We start from the raw sequence: 24,830 nt of genomic DNA on the forward strand, positions 1-24,830 counted from the left end.
AGTGCTATTTGGCAATGGGTCTGGCCCGATATTTGTCATAGAGTCGGGTGTGGCGGCTTTCAAGATTCATAGAGCGCCCCGCAATCCACATCTGCCTCACATTCGACCGAATGTCCAGCAAGTCGCCCGTCATGGCTATCAAGGTCGCGTCCTTCCCCACTTCGATGGATCCGATCCGATCCGCGACGCCCAGAATCTTGGCTGGATTCAAGGTAATGGCTTTAATAGCCTCGTCAGCGGGCAGGCCGAATGCGACAGCCTGCGCGGCATGGTGGGCGAGATTTCGAACCTCGGTCTCATTGCTGTCCCCCAATCCCACGCTGATGGCGAGCAGGACACCCGCCTGTTGGAGGAGAGCGGGAGCGCGGTACTGAGTGTCATACGAATCCATATCCCGAATTTGACGGTTGAAGATGTTCTCAAAGATGACCGGGACCTGATTGGAGGCCAGGAGGGAGGCGACCGGCGCGGCATCGCGACCGCCGGCGATCACGATTCTAAGCCGATTCGTCGCCGCCCAGCTCACGGCCGCCTTAATCTCCCGGAGGTCAAGCGCGTGGACGATCACGGGGATGTGGCGTTGCAGGGCGGGCCGCATCGCCTCCCATGGCGGGTTCACCGGAAAGTCCGCTGATGCTTCTCGCGATCGGGCATAAACGGAGGCCTGACGGAAAAAGTCCTCGATGGCGGCCAACTCCAGCCGACGGGCCTTGACGAGTTCCTCCGGGGACTTCCACTTGGAGGCGTCCTTGAAGCGGCTTTTGGGAGTCAAATCGAGATCCATCGACGGCCAGTGGAGATGCAAGGCCAGCGGCTTGCGAAGCGTCATGTCCTCCATGGTCCAGCCATCCAACACCATCAATCCCGAATGCCCCGAAACCACGCCTCCCTCCGGGACAGGAACAAAATGCGTGATCCCGTTGGCACGAGCGACCGGGAGCAATTCAGAATCGGGGTTTACCGCCAGCCAGGAACGAACATCGGGGGTAAATCCTCCCACTTCCGCACTGTCCCGAGTGGCCCGAACGGCATTGATCTCCGTTAATCCCAGCGAAGTCGTGGCTGCCACCAGACCGGGGTAAAGGTGAGTGCCGCCCAGCTCAATCACCTGCGCGCCGTCGGCCTGAACCACCTGGCCCACGGCGGCGATCTTCCCATCCTTGATCCATACCTGACCGGGGCTGAGGGTCGGGCTGGAAACAGGATGGACCGTCGCCCCCTTCAGCAAAAGAGATTCTCCGGGCGCGGAAGCAACACTTGCCAAGAGTGCCGCGGCGGCGCACCCGGCCACGAGCCAATGGCGGAAAAACTGCCGCCCGAGTTGGCCGCCACCTTCGAAACGACGAACGTTGAGAATGAGAACACTCATGGTCAGTGACGCGGCGCCAGGCAGTCCTGGCAGTTGAGGGTCGAAAAAGTTTGGGCGGTTTCCAACGCCCGGCGAAAGAAAGCAGCGCGGGCCGCTTCGGACGAAGGACGAGCGTCGCCGCCACCCGACACCTTCTTGGCCTTGTCCACCAGCGCAGTCCATTCGGCTTGCAATGCCCGAGTGCGTTGCACATCCAAATCGCGGTCAAAGTATTTGCGCCCCTCAATCCAGGTCTGCTGGCAGACCGTGGTCGAGTCGAGCGGCGAACGAGACCAGAGCACAAAATCACCGTCCTTGCCAACTTCCAGCGAGCCGACCCTCGATTCGATGCGCAGTTGGCGGGCCGGGTTCAACGTAACGAACTTCAGTGCCTCCTCGGCAGAAGTGCCACCGTATTTCACCGCTTTGGCGGCCTCAATGTTCATACGCCGGGCAAGATCCGAAGAATCGGAGTTGAAGGAGACCAACACTCCGCGCTGGTGCATCAGACTCCCGGCATGCGGAATAGCGTCGTACACCTCGAACTTATACGCCCACCAGTCCGAGAAACACGAACCGCCTGCGCCATGACGCGCAATCTCGTCGGCAACTTTGTAGCCCTCGAGCACATGCTGAAGGGTCGCCACCTGGATGCCAAACTCTTCCATCACCCGGAGAAAGGCGAGAATTTCGTCCTGTCGGTACGAGTGACAGTGAATCAGCCGTTTGCCCTCCAAGATCTCTCCCAAGGCCTCCAACTCGAGATCACGCCGCGGCGCGCGCGCGCCCTGGCTACGATGTTTCTTCCAAGCCTCCAAATACTGGCGAGCCGCGGTGAATCGATTCGCATAAAAGGTCGGCACCCCCATGCGGGTTTGAGGAAAGCGGGTGACGTTCTTCTCCCCCCAGTTGGACTGCTTCACGTTTTCGCCCAGGGCGAACTTGATACCCTCCGGGGCACCTTGGAACTTTAGCCCCTCGGGGGTGGCGCCGTCGCGAAGCTTGATCACCGCGTTCTGACCGCCGATCGGATTAGCCGAACCATGCAGCTGGTTTGCGACGGTCAATCCCCCCGCCAACTGTTGATACAAGGTGGGGGCTTCCGAGTTGATGACATCGCCGATCCGCACCATCGCCGTGGAAGGCAAGGTAGACTCGTTCACCGATCCGAGAATCATGCTGTGGCTATGAGCATCGACCATTCCAGGCGTAAGATGTCTCCCGTTGCCATCAATCTGGATCACAGCGCCCTCCAACCCCGCCGGCACGGTCACATCGGAGCCCAAGGCCTGAATCTTCCCGTTCACCACCAGGAGCGACGCGTTCTCGAGAACCCCCGCTGGCCCACAGGTCCAGACCGTCGCTCCCTTAATCAGAACGGCGGCCGGCTCGGTCAGCGGACCTCGGTCGGACAGAGGAGCCCGAGCCACGCGTTGCCGTTCCAGATCACGGGTTTTCTCAGGCTTGGGACCGGGCTTGTCGCCTCCTTCTTTCTCCTTGGCTTTGTCCTTGTCCGCCGGCGGTGGGGAAGGTTCTTTCTTGGACAGATAAGGCCGACCATCGATCCAGACCTCGCGGACGCGGGCCTCAGGGTCGAAGTAGCCGGCGCCCTCCACCACGGTCAGGTTGGCCCATTTACCCGTCGCGATGGTGCCCAAACGGTCGGACACTCCGCACAGTTGAGCGGGAACCGTGGTCAAAGCCGCCAACGCATCATTCTCGGATAATCCCCGATCCAGCGCACGACGCAGGTTCTTGCGAAACTCGCCACGATCTCCGAGTCCGAAGGTCGTGAGGAGGATCGATACGCCTTTCTGACGCAACATGGCCGGGTTCTCGGCCGCCCAGTCCCAAGCCCGAAGCTGGTCGAGGGAAACCTGGCGCCAGTCATCTTCCGAGGTGAGCTTGGGCACGACCGGAAACGCCAGGGGTACGATGAGGCGCGCTTCCATGCCTTGAAACAAGTCGGGCCGACGCCACTCCTGCCCGCTGGCCACCAGCGAAAACTCCAAGCCCAGCTCGCGAGCGGTGCGCGCGGCGCGGTCCAGCATGAGCACGCTGCCCGGCTCGATGATCACAGGTTGCTTCTTCGCGAGCGCGGGAGCCAGCGCACCGAGCGAGGGATTGAGCTCGCTCCGACGTGAGCCCTCGTCGCTGGCCGCCCTATCGGCCGCATAGGCCGCGGCGTCAAAGAATGCCTGCCTCCAGGCGGCAATCGCCCCCATTAGGGATCGTGGATAGGCGTTGTCTTTACCGGCCTCAGGATCCAAGGCCACATGCTGAAACACATCCGGACGGATCAGCAACTCATTCGGGTTGCCTTCACCGAGTGCCACCAAGGCACTCTGCCCCCGCAGCAGTCCCTTGTCGGGAACCAGGCAGGCCACGGCAAACCCTTGCTCGCGCAATTCCTCAAAAGCCTTTTTATCCGGGGCGAACCGGTCCGCAACCCGCCGCTCCGGCGTAATCACCGCCAGCTCGTAGCCGACCCCTGGATTGCCCGGATCTGCCTCGGCCCCTGGAACACCGAAAAACTGGATCCCGCGTCCCGATGTCAATGAGCTAGAAGCGCTGCCGACGGGGTCGAACTGAGCAGTATCCAGCGCGGAGCTTCCGGCCGACTGCGGAAGGTAAGACTCGATGAGTCCCGCGTAGACCGTAGCTCCCTGGAGATCCCTGAGCTCGGCATCGGGCGGAATAGTTATGTTTTCTCCCACCGCCTCGATCCGCCCCCGGCGAACCACAATCACGCCGCGGTCCAGCGCGCGTCCCGGTTCCAGGACTACCCTCGCATTGGTCAGTGCATAAGCATCGACCGGGAGCGGACGATGCCCCGGCGGGAGCAGTTGCGCGAGGAGCGAAAGTTCTCCTCCGGCCAGGGCGATCGCCCAGGTGAGGAATCCAGTTCGGAGCCAGCTGTTCATTGACGGGATCATGGCGAGGGCATTCGCGGTTGGCGAGTGAGGAATCAGGTAGCCAAAAGTGAAGGAACGTGGCTCGATGTCCGTCCGATCAAGGCCAGCCTCGTTGGGTCTGCGGGGCTGCCGGATCGAAAGAACTATGAAACAACTGCTGTGGATGGTGGGGATCTTTTGGGGTCTCGCCGAAACTGGGATGGGAACCTGCAGCGCGCAGGAGCCAGCCTACCAGATGGATTTTGAGAAAATCGAGGCCGGTAAGGTCCCGGAGGAATTCCTCGTTCTCGACGGCGCCTTCGGGGTGAGGGAGGAAAGCGGAAACCGATTCTTGGAGCTTCCCGGGGCACCGCTGGAGACCTTCGGGACCCTGTTCGGCCCGACGGCCAAAGACGGCCTTAAGGTGGGGGCCCGCATTTTCGGCACCAGCAAAGGTCGCCGCTTTCCCGTGATGGGAGTAGGGCTCAACGGTGCCGTTCCCTTACGCCTGCAAGTGACTCCGTCCAAGAAGGCGCTGGAGCTTTTCAAGGGTGACGACCTCCTGACTTCAACTCCTTTTCAATGGAGCTCAGGGGCTTGGACCGAGTTTCGCCTGCAGTTGGTGAAGGTCAAAGACGGGGAGTGGAAGCTATCTGGGAAAGCGTGGAAGCAAGGCGAATCAGAGCCGGAGACTTGGACACTGACTCACGGTTTGTCGGAAGCACCAGCGGGTGGCCGGGCTTCCATCTGGGGCAAACCCTTCGCGGAGACGCCCATCCGATTCGACAACCTCGCAGTTTGGAAACTCCCCTGACCCGTATTCCCTTTAACCAGTAGACTCGTTCTGTTCCTCGGCCGGGGGAACCTCTAGGTTCGAAAAAGGCTGATTGAAGTCCGGCTGCGAGTCTGTGCCCACCCGAGGTGAGGAAGGCTGGGCGGGAGCCGACGGTTTTGAGGGACTGGAATGAGCAGGCGCTCGGTCGATCTGTTTGCTGGAGCTATCAGCAGCTGGATCCGCAACCTCCTCTTCTTGCCGGGGATTCTTAGCTCGCTTCGTGCGGGGCAGAGGACTGAGCATCGCCGTAATCCCTTTGCCAATAAGCTTCGGAGGCTGATCCGGGTGGCCGTAGGGGGCCACCTCCGCGATTAGCCGCTGAACTTGCTGGAAACCATATTCCTTGTGGGCCATCTCCCGGCCCCGAAAGCGCAACGTGACCTTGACCTTCATCTCATCGCAAAGGAAGTCGATAGCATGCGCCAGCTTCACGCCGAAATCATGCGGGTCAATCGATGGACTCAGCTGAATCTCCTTAACCTTGTTACTGTGCTGGTGCTTCTTCGATTCCTTCTCCCGCTTGGCTTGCTCGTAGCGGAATTTTCCGAAATCGACCAACCGGCAGACCGGCGGGGTCGCTGTGGCGGCAATCTCGACGAGATCAACCCCTTGCTGACGAGCCATGGTCAGCGCCTCCGGCAGAGTCAGCACGCCGACTTGGCTGCCGTCCTGACCGATGACACGGACCTCGCGGGCACGGATCTTGCCGTTCACCCTAATTTGAGGTCCGCTGGAAAAGTGACGAGGAGGATTGGGCCGGCTCAAGAGGCCCTCACGGGTTGGAGAATGTCCATGACTTATTGGTCATTAGTAGCGTCTAAACAAGCGTCTAAAAGCGTAGTAATCGATGCTGGGTCTCACAATACCTGAGACGGGCAACGTGGTTGATTTTGAAAGTGTAATGGAGTCTTTGGCAAGCCGAAAGTCGGGCCTTTCGGGAAGAATTTTACCGACCCCTCACGGGATCCAAATGCCCCTTCGAAGTCACCCACAGTCTGCTGATCCTTTCTTGCCCTTCCCCGCAAGCCTGGTAGAATAGCGCCCGTGCTCCCCGCAAGCCTGAAAACACCAGCCGCAGTCCGCGCCCTGCCCTTCTTTGTTTGGGTTCTCCTCACCTCCCTCCAAGGCCAATTCGGAGCAGCCTCGGCGTATTGGCTCTACGCCGCCAAGACCCTGATTGGAGCTTGGATGATCTGGTCCGTGCGCGGGCTCATCGCCGAGCTGCGGTGGACCTTCAACGCCATTTCCATCGGCATGGGCGTTCTACTTTTCGCGATCTGGGTGGGCCTCGACGGACACTATCCGCCCCTCGGCCAACTCTTCTCCAAGACCCCCGCCCAACCCGCAGCGCCTTGGAACCCCTTCCAATTCTTTGGCGAGGCCAGTGCCCTGGGTTGGGGCATCATCGGCCTTCGGATCCTGGGAACTTCACTGGTGGTCCCGCCGATCGAGGAAGCCTTTTACCGGTCGCTCATGTACCGCTCTATCGCACAGCCCGATTTTGAGAAGTTTCCCATCAACCAATTCTCCATGAAGGCTTTCCTCATCACGTCGATCATCTTCGGCCTGGTGCACCCCAATCAGTGGATCGCCGGAATCCTCTGTGGCTTGGCCTTTCAGTGGCTGGCCCTGCGAAAAGGGGACCTTGGTGAGGCCATGGTCGCGCACGGCATCACCAATCTGTTGCTCGGAATCTATGTGGTCGTCAAAGGGGCCTGGCAGTTCTGGTAACGCGGCCCAGATCAGCCCCCACCCCCCCTGCCGGCTCTCATCCCTACACCCGTAGCATGAGCAGCCCAAACCCAGGATTCCGTCAGGAATATCGGGTGTCGCTCCGCGACACGATGGCTGGGGGACGACCAAACGGACTGCCTGTCATTCCATGACTTTGGATGGTGTCCCAGGCCAGGACACTGGGCCCCAAGTGGGGGGGGCAGGCCAATCCATCCTGGGCTTGCTGACAGAAAACTCGCCCCGCCTGCACCTTAACCCGGCCTCTCGCAACTCGATTTAAGGTTTGGAGGCGCGAGTGCCGATGGAAGCAAGTGCTGAGTGTGTCTCGTTTTCCGGCGAGCAGAGGATCGACGCGACTCTGGACGAGAACGAAGACCACCCAAGCAAGGGAAGAGCCTATGCCATCATTTGTCTACGTAGCACGAGAGACCGGAAGCGGACGGGAGATCAAGAACACCATCGATGCGGCCACTGAGCAGGCAGCGATCGCGTTGCTCCTGAACAAGAACCTCCTGGTTGTTTCGATCCAGGAGAAGGTGGGCAAGAAGGGGAAGACGGCGGGAGGAGCAGTCAATCTCCAGGATTTAGTCGTGTTCACCCGCCAGCTGGCCACCATGATTGACGCCGGTTTGGCGATGGTACAGTCGCTTCAAGCGCTGGCCGAACAAACCTCGAACAAGATTATGCGGGACGTCATCAAGGACGTCACCAGCCGGGTCGAAGGTGGCGACAGTTTCTCGGAAGCGCTGGCCAAACATCCCAAAGTCTTTAACAAACTCTATGTGTGCATGGTGGGCGCCGGCGAGCGCGGCGGTCTGCTGGCCGAGATCTTGGCCCGTCTCGCCACCTACCTGGAAAACACCGCCCGACTGCGGAAGAAAGTGAAATCGGCGATGATGTATCCGGTGGGTGTCACGCTGGTCGCTTTGGCCATCACTGTCTTCCTGCTGGTGAAAGTCGTGCCGGTCTTCGGCGAAATTTACTCCGGCTTCGGTTCGAAGCTTCCGGGTCCGACACAAACACTGATCGACCTGAGCAACTGGATGCAAAAATGGATCTATCTGATCATCCCGGCCGTAGGCGTTGGGGTGTATGGCTGGATGTTGTGGATCAAAACCGCCAAGGGGCGCGAGTTCTGGGACCGCTACCGCATCCGCCTGCCGATCTTCGGTCACATCGCCCACAAGATCTGTCTAGCGCGGTTCACCCGCACATTGGCATCGTTGGTTCGCAGCGGTGTCCCCATCCTGGAAGTGCTGGGAATCGTTGCCAACACGTGCGGCAACGTCGTCATGGAGAAAGCGATCCGGACCGCAACCGTGGACATCGAGCGCGGTGAGGGACTCGCGATCGCGATCTCGAAGCATCCCATCTTTCCGTCCATGCTCATCCGCATGATGACCGCCGGTGAGCAAACAGGTAAAGTAGAGCAGATGCTCGAGCGAGTTTCGGACTTCTATGACGATGAAGTGGAGACGATTCTCAGCGGACTTACCTCCCTGATCGAACCCCTCTTGATCGTGTTCCTGGGCTGCACGGTCGGCGGTATCGCCATTTGTATGTTCTTGCCCATCTTCAAGATGTCGGAGCTGGTAAACGCAAAGTAAGGGGATGGGGTGAGCAAACTCGGTTGCCCGAGAGGGCGACCGCACCTGGAACGCCAGGCCGGACACGGCCTGGCGTTCTGCTTTTTTTGGTTGGTTTTCTTCAACCGCATCATAACATGCGCGCTCGTTTGAAGCTGAAAGGCCGAAAAGCGGCCTAATAATTGAGAAGAATATGCCACTGACACACACTCGAGATCTTTTTTCCAAGGCCCTCAAGGGGAAGTACGCCCTCGGAGCGTTCAACGTCAACAACATGGAGCTGCTCCAGGCCATCATCGAAGCCTGTGAAGAGGAAAAGGCTCCGGTAATGCTCCAGATCTCCAAAGGTGCACGCCAGTATGCCAACCCGGTGTACCTCAGGAAGTTAATTGAAGCGGCCGTCAGCCTCTCGACGATTCCCATTGCCGTACACCTGGACCATGGCGATTCGTTCGAGCTGTGCAAGGAGTGCATTGATGAAGGGTTTACCAGCGTCATGATTGACGCGAGCCATGAGCCGTTCGAAAAGAATGTCGAGATCTGCAAAAAAGTTGTGGAATACGCCCACAAGCACAATTGCGTGGTCGAGGGCGAACTCGGTCACTTGGTCGGCGCCCAGTTTGACGAGGGTGAAGAGGGTGGATCTTTCTCAACCGGTGGGCACTACACCCATCCCGATGAAGCCGTGCAATTCGTTAAAGAGTCCGGAGTTGATTCCCTCGCGGTAGCGATTGGGAACTCCCACGGCGCCTACAAGTTTAAAGGCGAACAGCACCTCGACCTCGAACGACTGAAAGCCATCAAGGCCGCGCTCATGAACGCGGGCATGGGCGACTATCCGCTGGTGCTCCATGGAGCCTCGAGCGTACCCAAGGATCTGGCTCAGGAGATCAACAAATATGGCGGCAAACTCGGCGAAGACACCGCTGGCGTCTCTGAATCCGACATCGAGGTGGCACGACGAACCGGCTGCACCAAGGTGAACATCGACACCGATCTGCGATTGGCTATGACGGCTGGCATTCGCAAGGTGCTTTGGGAAAACCCGAAGGAATTCGATCCCCGTAAATACCTCGCGCCGGCCCGAAAAATGGTGAAGGAACTCGTGCGCCACAAATTGCGCAACGTCCTTTGCTGCGCTGGCCATGCGTTCGACTAGGCTGCCGGCCGTTGATCTCGCCTAGATCGACTCAACCACACACAGCCTTCGCTTTCGGGGTAACGGGCGCGTAGCCAGTTACCCCGTTTTCATTGTTTATTGGGGCAATTTGCTGTCCCAAATGTCAGTCGCCCATTCGGTCGGAACTCAAGACATCATGGACACCACACAAAACACCCGCATCGTCGTCCTTGGCGCCGGATTCGGAGGACTGGCCTTCTGCCAAGCCCTGCCTCACCCTTCAGCTCAGATCACGCTGATCGACCGGCAAAACCACCATTTGTTCCAGCCCCTGCTGTACCAGGTGGCCACCGCCGGGCTGTCCGCCCCCGACATCGCCCAGCCCATCCGGTCCATCCTTTCGGATCAAACCAATGTGACGGTCTTGCTGGATGAAGTGACCTCGCTCGATTTGAAAAACAAGCAGGTCGGACTGAAGTCGCAAACTCTCGAGTTTGATTTTCTGGTGCTCGCGCTCGGGGGAGTCACCACCTACTTCGGCCACCCGGAGTGGGAGGCCGTGGCGCCTGGGCTGAAATCCTTGGAGGATGCGGTGCGGATCCGCAGGAAGGTGCTGCTGGCCTTCGAACGAGCGGAGATGGAGCGCGACCCCGCGGTCCTGAAACGACTGATGACACTGGTGGTGATCGGTGGGGGCCCCACCGGTGTGGAACTGGCCGGTGCCTTCGCGGAACTTGCTAACAACGTGCTCAAGGCGGATTTCCGGCACATCGACCCCAGCCAAGCACGGGTCATTCTCATCGAAGCCTCCCCGTTCGTGCTGTCCAACTTTCCGCCCGACCTCGCGATGAGCGCCACCGAAACCCTCCGCCAAATGGGCGTGGAGGTGCGCACGGAGCGCAAGGTGAAAAACCTGTCTCCGGGTTTGGTGGAACTGGATGACGGCACCCTCATCGAGGCAGAAAACATTATCTGGGCGGCCGGCGTCGGCGCCAATCCACTCACCCGCACGCTGGGAGTCGAACTCGATCGAGCCGGGCGGATCAAGGTGAACCCGGACTGCAGCATCCCGGGACATCCCACGGTGTTCGCCATCGGCGATCTGGCCGCCATGATGCAATCCGATGGAAAACCGGTTCCGGGTGTCTCCCCCGCCGCGATGCAGATGGCTCGGCACGTGGCTGGAATCATCACCGAGGAAATACGCCACCCGGCAACCGCCCCAGCCGTTCGTCCCCCCTTTCGCTATTGGGACAAAGGATCGATGGCCACCATCGGACGCTCCGCAGCGGTGGCGCAGTTGCGAGACTTTCATCTGACCGGGTTCACCGCCTGGCTGGCCTGGCTTTTCGTGCATCTGCTGTTTCTCATCGGGTTCCGCAATAAAATCAGCGTCTTGGTTCAGTGGGCGTACTCGTACTTCACCTACAAGCGAGGCGCGCGGATCATCACGAAGATTTAGCCTCGGATCGCAACTTGGGGCTAGATCCGGACAATTCCAGACAAGCCAATCCCGCTGACAGGCCATTGATTGAGATTGCGTATGAAACGGAATCTCCTTCTCGCCGGGCTTTTGGTTCTCACCAGCGTTCTGGCATTTGCAGCCACCTTCGAACGGGGCAAACGAGCACAGCCACCCGCCATACGAGAGTTTATGCGCCAGAAGCTAGCCCACTCACAAGCCGTTCTGGAGGGGCTATCCGTGGAGGATTACAGCCAGATCTTGAGCAATGCCAAGAAGCTGATCGCCATGTCCCAGGATGGAAACTGGGCAGTCCTGGGTGGAGCGGAGTATGCCGAGTTGAGTCAGAACTTTCGGCGCAACGCCGAGGCCCTGGTCAAAGCGGCGAACCTCGCCAGCTTGGATGGAGCAACCCTCGCCTACGTGCGGGTGACGATGAGCTGCGTGGAGTGCCATAAATACGTGCGCTCCCGCCAGAACGCGAGCATCCCCAGCGAGAGTACCGTTATTGCTGCGTTACGGTGAACCCTTTGCGACGAAGCATCTCGACCACGCTGTCTTTACCCACCAGGTGCGCACAGCCTACGATCACCACCGCAGGCCGACCTTCCCGAACCAGGGCTTCGATCTTAGGGATCCAGCTCGCGTTGCGGTCCACCAAAAGCCGCTTGTAAAGCTTGGGCTGCCCCTTCAGGGAGTCGTTCATGAGCTTGTCTAAGCCGGCGGCGTCGCCGGTCCTCCAGGCAGTGACCATCTGGTCCATGAGAGGACGAAGCCGGTCCATCTCATCCAGGGTTTGGGAGAGAAAAGCCGCCTCGTCGGCCGGCGCCAGATCCGCGAAGAACGACAATTGAGCCTCCACTGTTTCCAGGCCAATGATCCGCTTCTTCGCTTCTTTGGCTATCGCGTGATAGTGATGGTCGACCCCTTCAGTGGGGTTGTACCCCTGCTCCTGCAGGTCCATCGTGATCAAAGTGACCGCGACCAACCAGGGCCTCATGCCCCCGATCAACTCCATGGGCAAGCCTGCCGCCGTGGCCTTCTTTTTGACCCGAGCGTAGAGTGGGGCATCCAATGTCCCCGCCAAGGTCTTACCTTCCGGATACTGACCGCCCTGAAGCATTTTCATCATGCCCTCAGGCTTGGACATCGCTTCAAGGTCTGTCTCAAAGGCAACGACCTCGGCATTTTTCACGGCGTCCTCGATCGGCTTGGCGAGGGGATAGGAATCCTCCTTGAGGAAATGGACCGAGCCAAGCAGGTGGATCCGGGCGTTTCCCGACCGGACCTCCCACAAGCTCAACTTGCCTCCAACCGGAACGGGATCCTTCGCCGAGAGCCAAAAAACAGCAGCCAGCTGAAGCAGGACTGCCACTGTGACGGAGGATCGGTTGGGCGCGAGCATGAGCGAGTGCCAGATTAGAATTTAGAATTCGAAGGTGACGTCCGAGAGACGGGTCGCCACCTCGCTGAGCACTCGGTTTTCGTCCGCCTGGTCTTTGGCGATAAACGTCACGCTGAAACGCAAGAACGCGCCGGCATCGTCCCAGGGCACAGTGGAGATGAGCTTTTCCGTGATGAGCCATTGGGAAACCTCCTCGGCGTTCTTGAATTCCCGTCGGACTCCGTTTTTGGCCGTGGCCGCACGCGGCGACTTCACATACAGGAAGAAGGATCCCTTGGGTTTACGAGCGTTGAAACCTGCTTTGGACAAGGTCTGAACCAAGGCGCTCATGCGACGGCTATATTTGGCAGCGATCTTCTCGGTAATCTCCGGATGATCGAAGCAGTAGGCCGCCGCATGCTGAATCGCCAGGAACTGTCCGGAGTCTGTGTTGTCCTTCACATCGCCATAGGCCTTGACCAACAGCTCGTTGCCCGCCACGAACCCACAGCGCCATCCGGTCATGTTGAAAGTCTTGCTGCAGGAGTGAAGCTCCACCCCCACCTCCTTAGCGCCCGGGGTCGCCAAGAAACTGAGAGGCTTGCCCTCGAACACCAACGCGGCATAAGCGGCATCGTGGAGAACTACGATGTTGTTCTTCCGGGCGAAATCGACCACCTGGGCGAAAAATTCCGGCGTGGCGCTCGCTCCGGTGGGATTGTTGGGGTAGTTCAACACCAAAACCTTGGAGCGCTTTAGGATGTCCCCAGGAACCGACGCCAAGTCAGGCAGAAAACCGTTGGCTTCGACCAGCGGCAGGTTGTGGACCAATCCTCCATAGTATTTGGAGTGGGTTCCGAAGACGGGGTATCCGGGCGTCGTCATCAGGACATAGTCCCCAGGATTCATCAGTGCCGCCGGCAGGATGGACAGCGCCGCCTTGCTGCCTATCGAGTGCATCACCTCGGTCTCCGGATTGATGCCCTTCACGCCGCAGACTCGGTCCATATAGCGCGCTGCCGATTGCTTCAGCACCGAGTCGCCATTGTCGGCATACCCACGATTTTCCGGTTTGAGCGCCGCGGCGTGCAGGGCCGACACCACTTCGGGAAACGCCATCTCGTCGGGCTCCCCTACCCCCATGTCGATAATCTCAGCGCCGGGATTGGCGGCCAGCGCTGCCCGCTTGGCGCGCTTAATCTTCTCAAACTTATAGATCGCGGTGGATTTGCCGTATTGGTTGCCGCCGATGCGGTCTGCAAACAGATTTTGGATATAGGATTCAGTCATAAATCATAGGGGATCGGGAACCCAGGCTCACCGGAGCCTGCCCGCCACCGGCCGGCATACTACGGCCAAGCCCGGCCGCCTGGCAACCCTGGGGAGTGAGGGGGGAAGATCGGGGTGTCAGTAGAAGCGGGTACCTTGGTGACGTTTACCTTGCGAGCCCCACCCGGAAATAATCATACCTGGCGCAACCTCGGTCGGCCCCAACAAATCCTGGATGGCACCGACCAGTCCAGGCATAGTTGGGGCGATGACAAACTCGTTGAGGCATTCGGAACTCGCCGCCCTGATCGACCACACGCTTTTGAAACCGGAAGCCAGCGCCGCTGACATCGATCGTCTCTGCGACGAGGCCATGGAGCACCGATTCCACTGTGTCTGTGTGCACGGGTCTCGAGTCGCTCGAGCCTATGCACGCCTCGAGGACAGCGGGATTCTGGTTGCCGCGGTGGTCGGATTCCCTCTCGGGGCCATGGATGGGGACGTGAAGCGCTACGAGACCGAGGTCGCCGTTGATCTAGGCGCCGACGAAATCGACATGGTGATCAACATCGGCAAACTGAAGGAGGTGGATACCAAGGCCGTCTTCCGAGAGATCCGGGATGTGGTGGAAGCCGCCGAGGAGCGCCCGGTTAAGGTGATTCTGGAAACCTGCGCCCTTACGGATGCCGAAGTGACCGAGGGCTGTCACCTCGCGGCCGAAGCCGGAGCCAAGTTTGTAAAAACCTCCACTGGCTTTGGCACCCACGGGGCCACAGTGAAGCACGTGCGCCTGATGCGGGAAGCCGTGGGACCTAAAATCGGGGTCAAGGCATCAGGGGGAATTCGGGATCTGGAAACGATCCGCGCGATGATCGAGGCGGGGGCCAACCGGATCGGGACCTCCTCCGGAGTCGCCATTCTCAAGGGCTTGCCCTCCCTCCCCGCCGGAGAATACTGAGCTGGCCAAACCAAGGCCGCGCTGGCACGGTACTCTCCTCAATGGACAGGAAACACCGCCTCATGGATCGGCCGCGCCAGCTCAGCTGTCGCCTTCTTGCTTTGGTTTGTGCTGCGACTGGGCTCGCGCTCGGTGCCACGGCCGCGGAATCCTCTCAGGAAGCCGCTCGCTTTGGCTTCACCGGACCGGAGAATTTTCCGATCGATCCGTTCATCGGCCAACTCCGATCGGCCGACCTCGATGGGGACGGCCTGAACGATCTGGTCATTGCCAACAACTCCAAGGCCAAGATCAGCTTGCTCATGAACCGGACCGGCAAGCCGGCCCTGGACCCTAATGACACCCCGGGTGCCCGACGCGACATCAATGAGCTTCCGCCGGATGCACGGTTCAAGATCGAGAGCCTGACCTCGGAGAAGCGTGTGGCCGGGCTCATGGTGGCGGACCTCAATGATGACAAACTTCCCGACATAGTCTATTTCGGTGAGCCCAAGCCGTACGAACTGGTGGTCCACTACAGCCAAACGAACCTCACCTGGGGCACCCCTAAGAAGTGGCAATTGGATGAAGCTCAACTCACACCCAACAGCCTTGCCGTGGGGGATCTGAACGGTGACAGCAAACCCGACGTGGCGGTGCTGGGGGAGAGCTCGATATCGATCCTCACCCAAACGACGGAGCACGGACTCTCCGAGCCTGAAAAGCTGGCCTTCACCGGCGGCGTCAAGGCCATCGATATCTTCGATATCAACGGGGATGCCCGCCCAGATCTCATCCTCTTGAACTGGGAATCCTCCCATCCGATCCGCGTCCGTCTGCAGGCTTCCAACGGAAGGCTTGGACCGGAACTCCACTTCGCGATGCCCCCCATCCGCTCACTCTCAGCCGATGATCTGGATGGAGATAAACGACCCGAAATCCTGACGATCTCGCAAACCAGTGGGAGAGCACAGATCTCACACCTCGTCCGAAAGCCACCCTCGATGGCCCCCGCCGCCGCGGAAGCGGGAGATTTTCAGATCTTGCCCTTGGCCAAGACAAGCAAAGCCCGTAAGGGCCTGGTCTGGGCGGATGTAAACGGGGACGAACGACCAGACCTGCTGATCGCCCAACCCGATACCGGTCAACTGACCGTCTACATCCAGATGGCCGACGGCAGCTTGGCGCCGTCTAAAAACTTCCCTTGCCTGGCCGGAGTTTCAGAAATCGCGGTCTCCCCGGGAGCCCGCGAGAAATCGGCTGAGATCTTTGTGTTGAGCGGCGATGAACGCCAGATAGGAAGAACCGCATTCACTCAGGAAGGTCGAATGGCCTTTCCTACCCCGCTGCCGATCCCCGGAAAGCCGCTGGCAATGGCCGTAGGATCGCTCACGGCTGGATCGTCGCCGGTCCTGGCGGCCATTGTCGAGGTCGACGACCGGCGTCAATTGGTTACCGGAACGCACCAAGGCGGCTTTCGAACACAAAAGCTGGCCGCTTCCTTTAAGTCCAATCCCGCCAGCCTGCGGTTTGAAGATGTGGATCAGAATGGCCTGACGGACCTAGTCGTTCTGATTCCGTACGAAAAGGTCAAGGTGCTCTTGCAGGTATCGGGCAAAGACTTTGAGGAGATTGACATCGCCCTGCCGGGCGGCGGAGCGGATCAACCCTGGGCCAGCAGCGCCGACGTGGATGGCGATGGTAAGCCCGAGTTGCTCCTCGCGCAAAAGAACTTCCTCCGGGCGGTGGTCCTAAAAAAGCCTGCTGAAGAACTGCCCGGTCAAAGCAACCAGTGGAGCTGGGTGGTGAAGGACCAGGTCAACGGGAGTACCCCCGGTTCCCGCATCGTGGCTGCCACCCCCCTGCCCTCCGCCGGTTCGAGCATCCCGTTACTTTGCCTTCTGGATGCGGACCGCAAGGTTCTCACGCTGTGCGAGCGCGACAAGACCGGAGTCTGGCAGATCCAGCGTAACCTCACTCTCCCCTACACCGAGTTCACTGAACTCCGAGCCATCAACCTGGGCGGCCCTGCGGGCCAGTGCGTCGCGCTCCTGGGCGCCAATGGAGCCGGGTGGCTGTCCTTGGCCGGAACTCGATGGGAGTTCAGCGAGTTGGACGGCTACGAGACGCTGATCAAGGACGGAAGACTGACGGACGCAGTGCTGGGCGACCTGAACCACGATGGGCGGAAGGACATTGTTTTCTTGGAGACCGGACGCAATCACCTCGACATCGTCAGCTACTCCAAAGGGCAGAAATTATCGCCCGGAAATCGCTGGCAGGTTTTTGAGGAGAGAAGCTTCCGCAGTCGCCGGGGAGAAGGAACGGAGCCTCGGGAGGGATTGATCACCGATCTCAATGGTGACGGCAAGTCGGACCTAGCGATCGTCGTGCACGACAGGATCCTGGTTTACTTGCAGGAGTGACGAGCCAATGCCCATCTTCCACGAATGCCAACGGTGCACGGCATGCTGTCGATGGCCCGGCCAGGTACGAGTGTCAGAGGCGGAGATCACTCGCATCGCCACCTTCCTGCTGATGGATGAGCATGAGTTTATTCAGAAACACACGCATCTGAGCGCAGACCGTCGTGGCCTTATCCTGGCGGATCAGCCCAACGGGGCATGCTCATTCCTGGAAGGTGACAACTGCCGGATTCAGCCGGTCAAGCCCCAGCAATGCCGAGATTTCCCGAATCTGTGGAATTTCCCGGGGTTCACCGACAGCTGTCGCGCGATTCCGCGTCTCCTGGACGTGCAAGAATATCGGCGACGCATCTACGCGGCCACCGGGAGAGTGGAGTATGATGACCGAGCGTCGCATCAAGGTTCTTGATGCGCGGTCGAATTCCACCTAGAAAACCCGGGTGCAAACCAGCGTAACACCCACTCCAGCCCCGACCCTGCCAGCCAGCCTTCGAACGTTTCTCTACCTGACAGCGGCGATCAACGGGGCCGCGATCCTGGTGGTAGAGATCCTGGGGGCGAAAATGTTGGCCCCCTATGTAGGCACCTCCCATTTCGTCTGGACGGCCCAAATCTCGGTGACGCTGCTCTCCTTGGCCACAGGCTACTATGTGGGGGGACGCATGGTGGATCGCGCACAAGATCTAGGCCGACTGTATCAGGCGATGTTGTGGGCAGCCGCCTACCTAGCACTCACCATCTCTGTCACCGAGCGGGTGTCGTATTGGTGCATGGACTTCGGAGCCCAGCTCGGCGGCCTGGACGCGAGCATCAAGATCGGATCTATCCTGGCCTCGGGGTTCCTGTTCTTCGTCCCCCTCACTTTGCTAGCCATGACCGGACCCTTCCTCATTCGCATCCTGACCAGCACCTTGAGCGGCGTAGGCGGCCAAGCCGGACGTTTGTCGGCCATCAGCACCCTGGGAAGCGTGCTCGGGGCAGCCCTGATTGGCTATGTTCTCATCCCCCACTTGCCCAACTCGCGAACCATGTTCTTCACGGCGGGCGGCCTCGCCCTCCTCTCCCTGGTTTACTTCTTCTTCTTCGGCCAGCGCCGATCCGCAGTGGCGAAACCCATTCTTCTCGCAGTCGCATCCGTCGGCCTGGGCCTGTATGGCGTCAAGACGGATTTCCGAACGGACTATGGGCGCGGGGTGGAGATCTTTAGGAGCAACTCCAATTACGGCATGCTCCAAGTCATCCAGCTGAAGAACTCGGCCGAACTGTTCTACGTCAACGACTACCTGACCCAGAACATCTACCACACGAATACTCAGCAGAGTGGAGCGATGTTCACCTACATGCTTCACGCCCTGGCCCGGGGTTACAGCCCCAAACTGGAATCGGCACTCTGCATCGGAATGGGCGTTGGAATCGTGCCGAGCCAACTCGCGCGGGAAGGAGTCAAGGTGGAGGTGGTCGAGATCAACGAAGGGGTGGTGCCGATCGCGGAGAAATTCTTCGATCTGAAGCCTGATCAGCTCACCCTGCATATCGGGGACGGCCGACATTTTCTCAACCGGACTACGAATCGATACGACGCCGTCATCCTGGATGCCTTCCTAGGGGATTCCTCACCGTCGCACTTGATGACCCGGGAGGCTTTCGCCTCCATGCGGCATGTGCTCAATCCCGGCGGCTGCATTGTACTCAACTGCTTCGGCTATTTCGACCGTGGGCGAGATTACTTTGTAGGCTCGCTCGAGAAGACCCTTCAGTCGGTCTTCAAGACGGTCAAGATCCACGACTCTGGACGCGGGAATGTATTCATGGCCGCCTCCGACCTGCCTGAGATGACCTTGGTCCCGCCCACCAGCTACGATTACATCCACTCAGATCTCGTGAGCGAGGTGCAGAGGACATTAGTGAACGTCGTCGCCACCGATCCCCAACGCGGAAGGATCCTGACGGATGATTACAACCCGGTGGACTACTATGACGCCGTCAACCGGGAGACGTTTCGTCGGAACATGGCCAAGAGCATGGATCCGGATCGGAAGTCGAGGCTCTAGCACCGAACACTAGCCCGGGCGGCCGCCCGGCAGAACACTATTCTAAGTCCGACGGCCTGCTAGCCCCGGGCGCACTGTGGACAGAGGCCGAAGAATTCCAAACGGTGGGTCACCTTTTTGAAACCGCTCGAGCGAGCGATCCGCTTCTCAACCTCCTCCAAGAGACATTCGTCCAGCTGGAGAACCCGGGCGCATCCGGTGCACACCAGATGATGATGGTGTCCGTCGTCCCCCTCAGCCAAGAGTTCAAATCGGGCTCCTCCCTGACCGAACTCAACTCGCTTGACCATCCCCATTTTCTGCAGCAACTGCATGGACCGATAAACGGTCACCAGATCGCAATCACCCGTCTCCAGCAGGGCATGAATCTCCTTGATGAGCAAGGGGTGCGGGTGCCGACGCATGACGTCCAGGATGGCCTGGCGCGGACCGGTCACTCGACGGGATTCGCGCCGCAATCGGTCGGTCAGCTCAGGAAGCTCCGCCATGGACTCGTGCCGGCAAGAATGCGGGTGCGGTTTCATACGGTGGTTACAGGACTCGCGCCAGGCTGCACCAACCGGCGCAAACGAGAAGCGACCAGAGTCAAAATAAACAGCCCGATAGCTGCCATCACAATAGTCGGTCCCGTGGGAAAATCAAAATGATACGACAGGAACACGCCAGCTACCCCGCTCACCAGCCCCATCGCCATGCTCAGCAACAGATGCTGGCGGAGGTTCCGGCTAATGTTGCGCGCCGAGGCGGGAGGAATCACGATGAGGGCGGTGACCAGCATGACCCCTAACAACCGGATACTCGCAGCCACCGTGAGCGTCAGGATCGCCACAAAAAAGTAATTGAGCCGTTTCACCGGGATCCCGCACACGTGAGCCAAATCCTCTTGGGCAGTGAGCAAGCTCAGCGAGTTCAGCTGCCAGAGAATCGAGGTCGTGACCAGGGCTCCTAGGATCCCGGCGAGCACCAACTCCTGGGTTCCCACCGCCTGAATGTCTCCGAACAGGTAGGAATGCAGTTCGGCTCGAAAACCTTTCAACATCGAGAGAATGATGATGCCCAAGGCCACGGAGCCTGACAGCAGCAAAGCCATGATGGTATCGGTCAAAAGCTCGGTGTTGGTGCGCAGCCAAAACATGGCCAGAGCAATCAACAGGCTGAATGCCACCATGGGCACGGTCGGCTCCTTGAACCCCAGCAGAAAGCCCAACGCAACTCCGGCCAAGGCTGCATGAGCGATCGTGTCACTGAAGAAGGCCATCCGCCGAGCGGTCACGAACACCCCCAACAGTCCGCACAGCGGCGCGAGGCAGGCGGCGGCAATGAGGGCTCTGACCAGGTAGATATTCTCCAGCAAGCTATCCATGCGTGTGGCCGTGATGGTGGTGGTGATAGGGCGAGACGTGCAGACCATACGCCTCCTTGAGCGAATCCGCGTTCATCACCTCCTCCGGAGTTCCCTCGCAGCAGATGGTCCCGTTTAAGGCATAGACCCACGAGGCATGCTTGAAGACCATCGAAAGATCATGTGAAACCAGAACCACGGTCAGTTTGCGGGTGCGATGGATCTCGGCGATCAACTCGTAAAAAGTGCGCTCGCCGGGCATGTCCACCCCGGCAGTAGGCTCGTCCAAAAGCAACAACTCGGGGTTTCCCAGAAGACTGAAAGCAATGAGCACGCGTTGGAGCTGACCACCAGACAGCCCCGAGAGCGGCCGATCCAAGAGGGGCCGGACACCAATCTCGGGCAGTTTGCTAACCAGCTCGCGGTCGATCTGAGCGCGGGTTCGCCAAAACCAATGCCGGGTCTGCTCCAGACGCAGGCACAGAAACTCACGAACGCTGATCATGAAGCTCCGGTCCAGAGTCAGCCTCTGCGGGACATAACCCACACGCTTCAGCGCCTTCGCACGGTTTGATTCCTGAAACAGAATCGTGGATCCGCGCTGGGGCTGCTCCAGCCCAAGCAAGCAACGAAGCAATGTCGTCTTGCCCGATCCATTGGGACCGATCAAAGCCACCAGCTCCCCGGCAGGGATGTCCAATGACACTCCCTTCAGAATGGGTACATCCCCAAAGGAGAGCCAGACGTCCTTAACCGACACTGCCAACGCCGACCCCGGAGCGTGAACTTTGCAATGAGGGCAATCCATTTACTTAAGGTGCTCTTGCAACACCCTCAGGTTCTGGGCCATGGCCCGTTCATAAGAATCAGGCTTAAGCACGCCGTCAAAGGCTGTTTCCATGGTGTCGAGAACCGCCAGGGGAACTCCCGTATCCTGCGCCAACTGACGGGCCAACTTGGCGGGAAATTGAGGCTCGGCAAAGATCACCCGAATGCGCTGCTGCTCGATGACCCTTTTAAGTTCACCCAAATACCTTGGACTAGGCGTGACCTCCGGCGTTTGTTCGATCACTCCTACAATACGCAGCCCATAACGTTTGGCGGCATAGACAAAAGCGTCGTGAAACACCACGACGGGCGCATTGGAGGCCGCCATGAGACCAGTAGCATAATCCCGGTGAATGGCATCAAGCCGTCGCGAAAATCCATCCGCGTTTGCGGCGTAGCCCGAGGCATTGGCAGGATCGGCCTGCTGAAGAGCCCGGAGGATGTTGGTAACGGCATATTTGGCCAGAAGCGGATCTAACCACAGGTGGGGGTTCGCATCCCCCGCATGATCGTGCGCGTGACTATCCCCGCCATCCACGATGTGCAAGGTTGGAACAGAGCGGATGAGCTCGGAGTTAAGCCCCTTCCAGACCTCAACCACCGTAAGCTGCTTGCGACGCACTCGAGACCGAACGAGCTTTTCATGCCAAGACTCTAATTGGAGCCCGTTGAGGACCAGCAAGTCGGCCGTCCGAAGCTTTTTCTCATCACTGGGTGTAGGCTGGTAATCGTGGGGCCCCACGTTCGCGGGAAGCAGATTCGCCACCTGGGCCAAATCCCCTGCAATGTTGGCTGTGAAGCAATAGATGGGAAGAAAGGAGGTCAGCACCTGAAGTCGCTTTGGCGCACCGCCCGCCGCTGGCTCGGCAGCCGCCAGGTTGCCGAGCGCCCCCAAAAACGCGAGCAGCGCACTCAGAGTCAACCAGCGAAGCTCATTCCATCGAGTCGCCTCCAGGGCCAGCTTCCCAGGCTCACGGACGGCCAAATTGCTGTCAGTTTTCATAACAGGTCCTGCCTTCATCCACCCAAACTCACCAACCACCCTCGCCTTTGCTCAGGCATCTCTCATCTCCGACCCGGCATCCATTTCTGCCACACATTCCGCCCTAAGTTCGGCTAGAGATGGAAATTTGCAAACGATTTGCAACGACTAACCCCAAAAAACCCGCAACGGAGTGCGGGTTAAAGTCAGGCTGGCGCCTTACTTCATGAGCAGCATCTGGCGAGACCGCTTAATGGCCCTGTTCAAGGCGCGTTGGTAGTGAGCAGGCAGGCCCGTGTACTTCCGCGGAAGGATACGGCCCTGGTCGGTCACAAACTGACGCAGCAAGGTGGTATTTTTGAAATCAAGCGCGTCGACCGTAAAGTCGATCTTGGGCTTGGGACGGGGAGTCCGCTTTTCCATGGATGGCCGGCCACCTTTGGAGGCGCGGTCCTTACGGTCGGTATTGGTCTTGCGAGGCATAATGCTTACTTAATTTCACGGTGCAAAGTGTGGCGCCGCAGGAAAGGATTGTATTTCTTGAGCTCAATCTTCTCCGTTTGAAGCTTCTTGTTGCGGGTGGTGGTATACCGCGAAGGGGGTTTCCCCTCTTTGCGCGCTTCACTGCATTCGATGGTAACTATTTCTCGAGGCATAAATCGTTAGTTAAAAATCGTTATTCTTTCTCTTTGGCCGGCTTCTCTTCCACTTCATCGTCTTCCTCAATCTCAATCGGGCTGGAGGTATCCACCGTGCCGAGATTTCCCAACTTACGCTGACGCAAGGCTCCTTCTCGCTCCAATTGAGCCTGAGCCTCAACCGTAAACCGAGTCCAGGGAATCGCTTCCAGCCGAGCCTTGGGGATCAACTTCGAAGTCAATTCGCAAGTGCCGTAAGTACCCTTCTCGATCCGTTTCAAAGCCTCTTCGATCTCATAGATCGCATCCTGATCCGATGAAAGCAGACTGAGCGCAAAATCGCGATCGAAATTATCAGTTCCTGAATCAGCCATGTGAAGGCTGTAATTATCCATCTCCTCAGCCGATTCCTTGGCTAACCCATCCATTTGGTTCAGGAGACGCTCACGCAGATCGATCAGGTTTTCATGGTATTTGACCCATTCCGGCTTGATCTTCTTGGCTGGCGAGGGGGCCAACTTGCCCACCCGAGCCCCAGTACCGAGAATCGCCGCTGAGGTCGCATTACCCGTCTTCGGCTTCACTGCGTGGGTCGTATCACCCTTCTTCTCGGTCTTTTTCTTATTTGTCACAGCTATTACGTTCTAGGTGTTACGTCGTCCCTCCTCCCATTTCGGGGAGCCTCATGTCCGTAATTGAGCCTCACGGAGGGTGCGGGAATGTACCAAACGAACTCAAATAATCTACTAAAATGTGAGACTATTTTGGATTCTTGGGGGTCGGATGGCCAGTTTTGGCGTTTAGCCCCCCCGATCCACCGCCTTTCAGGCCAAAGAGGGGGGGATTCCCCGATCCACAGCCAGAGTTTAGCAGCTTCTGGACCGAAAGCAAAACCGGCTCAAATCCAGACAGGCAAACGTAGGCTATCAGCGACTCAGAATCCGCCGAGCCTCGGCGACCGAATCCTTCTCCTGACGCAGAAACAGGGTATAGGTGTTGGTCTGAGCTATCATTTGCCCGGGTCGCAGAGGTTCCAAGGGCGAAAGCAGCTCCAGTTCAACATACGCCAATGGATCAGGGTTCGTATAGACCTCAGCACTGCAGCCCTTATCCGGATAGAAACCCTCCGGGCGGCGGGGCGAATCCACCCGTAGCGCTACGCGCTCCCCCAACCAGATGAGGGTCCCCGCATCGTTGCCGATCTTGTGCGAGGCCTTGGGATTGCGCGTCAGCCGGATCCAATCGTCATCCACCTGAAGGTCCGGGGGCGGAAGCTCCGACTGCAAATCGTAGCCGTTACCGAAGTGGCCAGGCTTAATGCGTGGAACGAGGACTGCAACGGGCTCCCGGAGCTGGGTGATCGACCAAATGGCCACCAGGTTGGTGAGCGATGTCTCGCTGACCTTATGATACCGGGTCACCACGATCATCCTCGCCTGCAAGGGATCCAGGCGAATCTCGCGCTCCCAACGAATGCCATAATGAGCGTCCACTGCAGACTTGAGCAACACCCGATCGCCGACCACTTCCACCTCCACCGACTCCGAATCAAACCCCGGGGGAGGCGGCCAGGCTCGCGGGGTCCACTGCGCCCATTCGGATTGAGGGGCAGGCCACACCTTGTCGCCTCCAAAATTCACCCACTCGGCCGCCAATGGATCAGGGCTTTTCCCGCGTAAGGCCGGATTTTCCCAAAAGGGTCCACTCTCGCCCAGGAAGCGGAACTGCATGATTCGGCCGATGGAGGGCACCACCACCACCTCCGCCTGCTCATTCACCATCGAAAGGGCATTCGTCCACCCTTCATAATTGATCCGTCGGATGCTCACCGAGGACGGGGGGTTCCGATCTCCTAGAAACTCTCGATAGAGCACGGCCAATGGGATCAAAACCAAAACGGCCACGGTAAAGGAGACGAGCTGCTGCCGAAGTGACGGGAGGCCGCTCGTCCCACCCGAAACAGGAGACGGGCTGGTTGACATGGGGAGGAGCCT

At 59.0% G+C, this 24,830-nt stretch carries 23 protein-coding genes; 10 read left to right on the forward strand and 13 right to left on the reverse strand.

Annotated elements, in window-relative coordinates; all coding sequences use genetic code 11:
* Window positions 1-4: 4 nt before the first annotated feature.
* Both JNN07_10865 and JNN07_10870 read right to left on the reverse strand, forming a co-directional pair.
* Window positions 5-1,369, reverse strand: a complete 1,365-nt coding sequence (locus JNN07_10865; protein MBL9168231.1) for an amidohydrolase family protein — start codon at window positions 1,367-1,369, stop codon at window positions 5-7.
* Between the two features lie 2 nt (window positions 1,370-1,371).
* Window positions 1,372-4,272, reverse strand: coding sequence for an amidohydrolase family protein (locus JNN07_10870; protein MBL9168232.1), 2,901 nt, complete (start codon window positions 4,270-4,272; stop codon window positions 1,372-1,374).
* Between the two features lie 154 nt (window positions 4,273-4,426).
* On the opposite strand from JNN07_10870, the gene JNN07_10875 reads away from it, so the two are divergent.
* Window positions 4,427-5,056 carry a hypothetical protein gene (locus JNN07_10875; GenBank protein ID MBL9168233.1) on the forward strand — a complete coding sequence of 210 codons (630 nt, stop codon included), beginning with the start codon at window positions 4,427-4,429 and terminating at the stop codon, window positions 5,054-5,056.
* A 12-nt stretch (window positions 5,057-5,068) separates the two neighbouring features.
* Here the strand turns inward: JNN07_10875 and JNN07_10880 are convergent, their stop codons facing one another.
* Window positions 5,069-5,791, reverse strand: a complete 723-nt coding sequence (locus JNN07_10880; GenBank protein MBL9168234.1) for a translation initiation factor IF-3 — start codon at window positions 5,789-5,791, stop codon at window positions 5,069-5,071.
* Between the two features lie 330 nt (window positions 5,792-6,121).
* Between JNN07_10880 and JNN07_10885 the strand changes: the two genes are divergently transcribed.
* From JNN07_10885 to JNN07_10905, 5 genes are all read left to right on the forward strand, one after another.
* Complete coding sequence (locus JNN07_10885) at window positions 6,122-6,808, forward strand: CAAX prenyl protease-related protein (GenBank protein ID MBL9168235.1); 687 nt, start codon at window positions 6,122-6,124, stop codon at window positions 6,806-6,808.
* A 401-nt stretch (window positions 6,809-7,209) separates the two neighbouring features.
* Complete coding sequence (locus JNN07_10890; protein MBL9168236.1) at window positions 7,210-8,418, forward strand: type II secretion system F family protein; 1,209 nt, start codon at window positions 7,210-7,212, stop codon at window positions 8,416-8,418.
* A gap of 172 nt (window positions 8,419-8,590) precedes the next feature.
* Window positions 8,591-9,556, forward strand: a complete 966-nt coding sequence (locus JNN07_10895; GenBank protein ID MBL9168237.1) for a ketose-bisphosphate aldolase — start codon at window positions 8,591-8,593, stop codon at window positions 9,554-9,556.
* A 157-nt stretch (window positions 9,557-9,713) separates the two neighbouring features.
* Window positions 9,714-10,979: an NAD(P)/FAD-dependent oxidoreductase gene (locus tag JNN07_10900; protein MBL9168238.1), complete on the forward strand. Its 1,266-nt coding sequence runs from the start codon at window positions 9,714-9,716 to the stop codon at window positions 10,977-10,979.
* 81 nt (window positions 10,980-11,060) lie between these two features.
* On the forward strand, window positions 11,061-11,504 hold the full coding sequence (locus JNN07_10905; GenBank protein ID MBL9168239.1) for a hypothetical protein: 444 nt from the start codon (window positions 11,061-11,063) through the stop codon (window positions 11,502-11,504).
* Here the strand turns inward: JNN07_10905 and JNN07_10910 are convergent.
* Together JNN07_10910 and JNN07_10915 are read right to left on the reverse strand one after the other, a co-directional pair.
* Window positions 11,485-12,384, reverse strand: a complete 900-nt coding sequence (locus JNN07_10910; GenBank protein ID MBL9168240.1) for a TraB/GumN family protein — start codon at window positions 12,382-12,384, stop codon at window positions 11,485-11,487. The two genes, JNN07_10905 and JNN07_10910, sit on opposite strands and share 20 nt — an antisense overlap.
* Before the next feature lie 21 nt (window positions 12,385-12,405).
* Window positions 12,406-13,653, reverse strand: a complete 1,248-nt coding sequence (locus tag JNN07_10915; protein ID MBL9168241.1) for an LL-diaminopimelate aminotransferase — start codon at window positions 13,651-13,653, stop codon at window positions 12,406-12,408.
* 247 nt (window positions 13,654-13,900) lie between these two features.
* Here JNN07_10915 and deoC point away from each other — a divergent pair, with 247 nt between their 5' ends.
* From deoC to JNN07_10935, 4 genes are all read left to right on the forward strand, one after another.
* A complete protein-coding gene (gene deoC, locus JNN07_10920) occupies window positions 13,901-14,590 on the forward strand; it encodes a deoxyribose-phosphate aldolase (protein MBL9168242.1) in 690 nt (229 codons plus the stop codon).
* A gap of 62 nt (window positions 14,591-14,652) precedes the next feature.
* On the forward strand, window positions 14,653-16,995 hold the full coding sequence (locus tag JNN07_10925) for a VCBS repeat-containing protein (GenBank protein ID MBL9168243.1): 2,343 nt from the start codon (window positions 14,653-14,655) through the stop codon (window positions 16,993-16,995).
* Between the two features lie 7 nt (window positions 16,996-17,002).
* Window positions 17,003-17,404: a YkgJ family cysteine cluster protein gene (locus tag JNN07_10930; GenBank protein ID MBL9168244.1), complete on the forward strand. Its 402-nt coding sequence runs from the start codon at window positions 17,003-17,005 to the stop codon at window positions 17,402-17,404.
* A gap of 31 nt (window positions 17,405-17,435) precedes the next feature.
* On the forward strand, window positions 17,436-19,046 hold the full coding sequence (locus JNN07_10935; protein MBL9168245.1) for a fused MFS/spermidine synthase: 1,611 nt from the start codon (window positions 17,436-17,438) through the stop codon (window positions 19,044-19,046).
* Between the two features lie 59 nt (window positions 19,047-19,105).
* On the opposite strand, the gene JNN07_10940 is transcribed toward JNN07_10935, so the two are convergent.
* The 8 genes from JNN07_10940 to JNN07_10975 form a co-directional block, all read right to left on the reverse strand.
* The gene (locus JNN07_10940; protein ID MBL9168246.1) at window positions 19,106-19,570 is read right to left on the reverse strand and encodes a transcriptional repressor; all 465 of its coding nucleotides are present in this window, start codon (window positions 19,568-19,570) and stop codon (window positions 19,106-19,108) included.
* A complete protein-coding gene (locus JNN07_10945; GenBank protein MBL9168247.1) occupies window positions 19,567-20,409 on the reverse strand; it encodes a metal ABC transporter permease in 843 nt (280 codons plus the stop codon). The genes JNN07_10940 and JNN07_10945 overlap by 4 nt, the downstream gene beginning before the upstream one ends.
* Window positions 20,402-21,196 carry a metal ABC transporter ATP-binding protein gene (locus JNN07_10950; protein ID MBL9168248.1) on the reverse strand — a complete coding sequence of 265 codons (795 nt, stop codon included), beginning with the start codon at window positions 21,194-21,196 and terminating at the stop codon, window positions 20,402-20,404. The genes JNN07_10945 and JNN07_10950 overlap by 8 nt, the downstream gene beginning before the upstream one ends.
* Window positions 21,197-22,219: a zinc ABC transporter substrate-binding protein gene (locus tag JNN07_10955; GenBank protein MBL9168249.1), complete on the reverse strand. Its 1,023-nt coding sequence runs from the start codon at window positions 22,217-22,219 to the stop codon at window positions 21,197-21,199.
* 198 nt (window positions 22,220-22,417) lie between these two features.
* Entirely contained in the window at window positions 22,418-22,681 is a 264-nt protein-coding gene (gene rpsR, locus JNN07_10960; GenBank protein ID MBL9168250.1) for a 30S ribosomal protein S18, read from the reverse strand.
* A gap of 5 nt (window positions 22,682-22,686) precedes the next feature.
* Window positions 22,687-22,854 carry a 50S ribosomal protein L33 gene (rpmG, locus tag JNN07_10965; protein ID MBL9168251.1) on the reverse strand — a complete coding sequence of 56 codons (168 nt, stop codon included), beginning with the start codon at window positions 22,852-22,854 and terminating at the stop codon, window positions 22,687-22,689.
* 20 nt (window positions 22,855-22,874) lie between these two features.
* The gene (locus JNN07_10970) at window positions 22,875-23,468 is read right to left on the reverse strand and encodes a TraR/DksA C4-type zinc finger protein (protein MBL9168252.1); all 594 of its coding nucleotides are present in this window, start codon (window positions 23,466-23,468) and stop codon (window positions 22,875-22,877) included.
* Window positions 23,469-23,762: 294 nt separating this feature from the next.
* The gene (locus tag JNN07_10975; GenBank protein ID MBL9168253.1) at window positions 23,763-24,818 is read right to left on the reverse strand and encodes a hypothetical protein; all 1,056 of its coding nucleotides are present in this window, start codon (window positions 24,816-24,818) and stop codon (window positions 23,763-23,765) included.
* Window positions 24,819-24,830 lie beyond the last annotated feature (12 nt).

It is taken from the genome of Verrucomicrobiales bacterium (genome assembly GCA_016793885.1).
GTDB lineage: Bacteria > Verrucomicrobiota > Verrucomicrobiia > Limisphaerales > UBA11320 > UBA11320.